This is a genomic window from uncultured Legionella sp. (genome assembly GCF_937871865.1).
Classification (GTDB): Bacteria; Pseudomonadota; Gammaproteobacteria; order Legionellales; family Legionellaceae; genus Legionella.
Genome location: NZ_CALMPD010000090.1, coordinates 1 through 5,756, shown reverse-complemented (window position 1 = coordinate 5,756; position 5,756 = coordinate 1). Strand labels below are relative to the sequence as shown.

The window sequence follows — 5,756 nt, the reverse complement described above, 5'->3', positions numbered from 1 at the left end:
CAAACAAGCACAAAGTATAGACGCGCAAGTTCGCAAGGGCGAAAAAGGCACCACAATCCAATATTGGAAATTTCATGAAGAACAAACCAAGCACGATGATGCTGGTAAACCTATGCTTGACGAACAGGGCAATCCATTAAAAGTGCAGGTGAATCTTGAACGACCTAAGGTGTTTTATGCAACGGTATTTTATGCTTCGCAAATTGATAATATGCCAGAACTCATTGCACAAGAGCCAGATTGGTCCTTAATTGAAAGAGCAGAAAAACTACTCCATAACTCAGGTGCTAACATTGAGCATTCTGAAGCAGACAGAGCTTTTTACAGATTATCGACTGATAGCATTCATCTTCCCCCTAAAGAGCAGTTTAAATCTGCGGCCAACTACTATGCTACTGCCCTACATGAACTAGGGCATTGGAGCGGTCATCCCTCAAGATTGGATAGAGATTTAGGCCATCCCTTTGGTTCAGATGCTTATGCTAAAGAAGAATTAAGGGCAGAAATTGCAAGTATGCTTTTAGGTGCCGAACTTGGTATAGGTCATGACCCTTCTCAACACACCGCATACATCAAATCATGGATACGGGTTTTAGAAGACGACCCTTTAGAAATATTCAGGGCATCCGCTGATGCAGAGAAAATAGTGAATCACTTATGTGCATTAGAACAAACTCAAGATATTAATCTGGGAGAATTTATTGAAATCAAGGAGGATAAACTCAAAGAGAAAGTCGTTATGGCGTCTGAAAATATCACTTCTGAAAAAGTCTGGTTAAGCATTCCCTTCCAACAAAAAGAAATTGCCAAATCCACTATAGGAAAACTCCCTGATGGAACACCAGCTATTGCCTGGGATAAAGTACAAAAGTGTTGGTATGCAAAACCTGGCGTTTCTGCTGAGAAAATCAGAGCCTGGATTCCTGAGCATCAGTCACAATTACAGGTTAAAGCACCTACACCTGAAGATGAATTTAAAGCGGCCTTATTAAGCCTTGGCGCTATTGTTTCAGGAGCACATCCAATCATGGATGGCAAACCTCATCGTATCACCACAGAGGGTGATATCAATAATGAGAAGGCAGGATTTTATGTAGCTTATTTAGATGGTATTCCAGCAGGATACATTATAAATAATCGGACTGGTGCCGAACTAAAGTGGAAATCTAAGGGTTACATTTTAACTGACGAGCAGAAGGCAACACTTAAAGTAGAGGCACTTAAGCATCAACAAACCCGTCAATGTGAGCTTGAGGCCAAACAAAAAAATACCGCATTAAGGCTCAAACAAAAATTATCCACGATGATAGAAGTAAAAGAACCAACACCTTATATGCTGGCCAAAGGTATTCAGGTTCATTCTGGTGTATATACTGATGAAGAAAAAAAATTAACCTGCATCCCAGCAATAGATTGCGAAGGTAACCTTTGGACTGTCCAGTATATTGCGGAAGATGGGACAAAACGGTTTGCAAAAGACTCAAAAAAAGAAGGTTTCTTTCATGTGTTGGGTGGTTTAGAAAAGCTAGCAGATGCGCCTGTGATTATAATTGCAGAAGGTTATGCTACGGCTGCAACAATAAAAGAGGCAATCCAATTGTCAGCAGTTGTTTCAGCATTTGATTCGGGAAATCTTAAAGCAGTAGCCGTTGCAATGCGTGAAATTCACCCTCAAAAACCTATCATCATAGCCGCTGATGATGATAAACATATTGAATTATTATCTCCTAAGCGCACAAATCCTGGTAAAGAAAAAGCGATTGAAGCTGCAGATGCAGTCAATGGCTTAATTGTTTTACCAATTTTTTCCCCAGGTGAACAATCATCAAACCCTAAGCAATTCAATGATTTTAATGACTTAGCTTACAGGAGTAAGTTAGGCATTGAAGGTGTAAAACGTCAGCTAAAGTCAAAAATTGATAGTATTGTTAAGCAAAACAGCCGCTTGCAATTAACGCCAAAGACAAATGTGATTAGTATCACCTAGGATCAATTGAATATGGCAGCAATTGACAGGTTCAAATGTTGCCAACATCTAACCTTCTATTTATCTTGTAATTTCTAAATTTCTCAATGTATACTTCCATCAGGTTTGTCGACATCCCTGGTTATGAGAGGCCAAAAAACGATTTTCAAAAGCGTAATCTGTTTTGTGGTTAATCTTTATTAACTGCTGGCAGTTTTCCTTAAACACTCATGAAAACAAAATTAAGCCCAGCTATTTAATAAGGATCTATAAATGTCCATTTCAAAACTGTGCGCGGATCAACTTCGTGTCATTTCCAATAATCATGGGGTTAAACTAAAATCAAGCCATGCTCATGAGCTTGTTGCTGCATTTTTTGGTTATAAATCAAAGGCTGCTTTACTGTCGGATGCCTTCGCACCCATAGAGAATATTGGGCAAGCAGAAATTTTTGTTCTCACTCCATCCGCTTTTATAGAAGAACGTCGGAAATGCCTTGTGGATTTACCATCAGACCTTCCAGACACTTATGTATTAGGCGAAGAAATGTTTACTTTCCTGGCTGCTCAAAAAATGCTTGTAGCTAATTCGTTTCCGTCATGGATCCATCTTTCTGAAACACTCACTACAGAATATCTACAAAAGAATGGCCATTTAATATTACCAAGAAATTTTGGTCCTTTTGAAAAGGCAGGCAATATTTTTAACAAACCGCTATATGACTTTAATCCTGATATAGAAACTACAAGTAATGGCGTAAAAATAACAGTATCTAACAAATACTACGGTTCAAGCCATGTAAATTTTCAACCTATCGATGTTGTCCTAACAATCAAACTGCAGCGTATTGCTGGCCATTTTGGTTATGCAAAACCAGAAATCTCCTTAATTTGATATTTCTAGTCACCAGCTCTTTAAATTAGGAAACATAATGAAATCTTTAAAAATAAAGCTTCCTTTTGGATTAAATGAAAATAATGTCATTGTTCATATTGCTAATGTTGAGAGTGGTAAGAGTTGCAATTGTATTTGTCCATCTTGCAGTACCCCCCTAATCGCAGCGAAAGGCACAAAAAATCAGCACCACTTTAAGCATGCAACTACTATTGAATGTGAAGAAGGATTGGAAAGTGCCATCCACATGGCTGCTAAGCAGATTATAAAGGAACGAAAACAAATTAAGCTCCCTGAATATACCATCAACAAAAACATTTTAGATTCGAAAGGGAAAATGCATTTCGAATCTAAAACTCTTGTCGCGAGAGGCAGGTCTATTTCCTTTGACTCTGTACAAGAAGAACAAGAGCTCAATCAAATGCGGGCCGATATTCTAGCTATAACAAACAATCAGAAACTCATGATAGAAGTATTTTATCGACATAAAGTTGACGAGCAAAAAATTGAGAAAATTAAGGCTGCTAATATATCTACTATTGAAATTGATCTATCTGACCTTACACCGAACGATGTAAGGAACTGGGAAACTTTTTGGCTATGTATTAATGATCCGAATCGTGCTCAATGGCTGTATAACGCCCGAGCTTCTTCTGAAAGTAAGGAACTTGAAAAACAATTGAGCCTAAGGGTTCAGAAAATAGAAAAAGAATATCAGCAGGAACAAATTAAGAGATTAAAGCAAGAGCAAGAAGCGAAACCATTGTTAGAAAAGGCTATTGAAGAGTTAAAGATAATTCGTAGTAAGAAATATGGAGAGCAACTTGAACAGGAAGATGAAAAACATCCTGCATGGAGTTTTTATATCAAATATCTTCAGCATTCATCAGGTGAATTACCAGATTATCTTAGTGTAGATGTCTCTGACGGAGATTGGATTTTCGGCTGCAATAAAGTTCTATGGCAAACGGCTTTTTATTATAATTTCATCATTCTTAATAAGAACAACAGAAATTATTTCTCTATTAAGGAGATAGGTGAATGGCTTCAAAATACAGCTAAATGTAAGATCCCTTCATGTGCTCAAACTATAGGAAAATACGGCAGACGCTTTCCTGAACTTCTTCCCACTGATATCTCAATAAATATTCCCTCATCATGGAAAACGCTGAGGGAATATTTTAACCATCTCGGCAAAATAGGAATACTTATTTATTCAGGAAGTGATCGTCGCAATCGAGGAAGCTGCTGGTTCCAAATTCTCGGAAGAGACTTTAATTCTTATAGCCCTTTCCCTTCTTCTTTAATCGAGAAGTTTTCCGTCGCACATGGTTATCAAGTTTGAATCCTTGCCGCTCCAGGTGATCATGTGCATCAACCTGCAGTAGCACTTGACCTCTTCTGGTGAGCTGAACCAAATCGCATTGGGACAAGCTTCGCAAGCCGTTGTGATCTTTGGCTGGCGAGCCTTGTCTAAGGCTGAAAGAGTCGGGCTTCGGAATCCGAATTCCAGTGGTTGTTCCAGTAACCTCATGGCTTCTTGGAGTTCTTCTTCGATGGTATTGCCAGTTTGATCTTGATTGCTCATGAGATTTCTCCTGTTCAAAGTTTAGTTTTTGACGTTGATTTTCCAAATCCAAATCAGCAAAAGTGATCGGCATTTGGTATTGAATGACAATTTGCAAAATAATCTTTTTAAATAGTGGAGACCCGTTCACACAAATGCAGTCACCATAACGCTGCCGTGCCATCTCCAACGCTCTTTTAAGCGCTGAAATAGAACCACCTTTAGAAATGAAAATTTCCTTTCCATTATCCCTAATAACGCTCTTATCTTTCTTATAAATCTCAGTGCCTTCTTTGGTAACAGAGTCGATTTGTCTAAAATTGAAAATAGTAGAAACTGAGTCTTTACCTGAAATGGTGTAATCATGATTATTTTTACGATTACGATAACGCATTGCCACTAAGGCCTCCTGATCGCCTTCTTGTGCTTTTTGTTTCAACCAATCAGCCCAGGTTTTGTTCCGGTAAAAATCTAATAACCTGCTTCGTTCTTTGGCGTAATTTTTTCTTATGCTATCGATTTCATTAAGTAACGTTTTGTTGATGTGACTATATAGAAATTTTTTCTGTATTTTAGAAAGGTTCATTAATTTTAAAGCCGTTCTTTTAATTCGACCTCGCTTTTTAGCCTTCTCAATTAGTTTGGCTCTAGCCTCCCGCAAATTTTTAAGTTTGTCTGAAATAATGTGTTTATTGTGTGATTTTTCATGCTTATATGTGGCATAGAGCGCAGAGCCAAGTATCTTTTTATTTAATGGTTCATAACGGTAAACATTAGACTCAGGTGCATCGCCCTCTGAGTAAGATGGTACGAAAGGACCTAGCTTGGCTTCGAGATTTTTTTTAGAAAAGGTTCTGGAAATAGAGCTAGCTTTAACAGTCATTTCTTGCGGATTGCAGAAAACAAAACCGTTCGCTTTAACACGTATTATCAACCCATGTTCTGCCAAAATACTATGAATCTCCTTCCAGCTTCTAGACGCCTCTATTTTTTCTTTACAATGACGCTTCATCCAGTTAATTAAACTTTCAATACCTGAATGGTGCTCCATATCATCAGCAAGATTTTCCGAACGGTTTTTCCGAGTTTGATGATTGGTTATTTGAAGGTCTAATTCAATTTCGAGCTGGGATGCAGCTTGCGCAAAGGTCTTATATGCTCTGTAAGGTTCAATCATATTAAAGGTTTGAGGATGAATTTTATTAATCGCAACATGAATATGAAGATTGTCCGTGTCATGATGAACAACTGAGATTCTTTGGTGTTCTTTAAACCCAATCGACAATGCGACTCTATCTTCAATTTCCCGTAAAACTTGAGGGGAAGGAT

At 38.0% G+C, this 5,756-nt stretch carries 4 protein-coding genes; 3 read left to right on the top strand and 1 reads right to left on the bottom strand.

What is annotated here, in order from left to right:
* The 3 genes from Q0495_RS05405 to Q0495_RS05395 all read left to right on the top strand — a co-directional run.
* Window positions 1-1,987, top strand: a 1,987-nt coding sequence (locus Q0495_RS05405; protein ID WP_298623912.1) for a zincin-like metallopeptidase domain-containing protein, incomplete at its 5' end; no start/stop codon positions are given.
* A gap of 252 nt (window positions 1,988-2,239) precedes the next feature.
* On the top strand, window positions 2,240-2,860 hold the full coding sequence (locus Q0495_RS05400; protein ID WP_298623910.1) for a hypothetical protein: 621 nt from the start codon (window positions 2,240-2,242) through the stop codon (window positions 2,858-2,860).
* Window positions 2,861-2,897: 37 nt separating this feature from the next.
* The gene (locus Q0495_RS05395) at window positions 2,898-4,205 is read left to right on the top strand and encodes a competence protein CoiA family protein (protein ID WP_298623909.1); all 1,308 of its coding nucleotides are present in this window, start codon (window positions 2,898-2,900) and stop codon (window positions 4,203-4,205) included.
* On the opposite strand, the gene traI is transcribed toward Q0495_RS05395, so the two are convergent.
* On the bottom strand, window positions 4,135-5,756 hold a 1,622-nt coding region (traI, locus tag Q0495_RS05390; protein ID WP_298623908.1), incomplete at its 5' end, for a TraI/MobA(P) family conjugative relaxase. The two genes, Q0495_RS05395 and traI, sit on opposite strands and share 71 nt — an antisense overlap.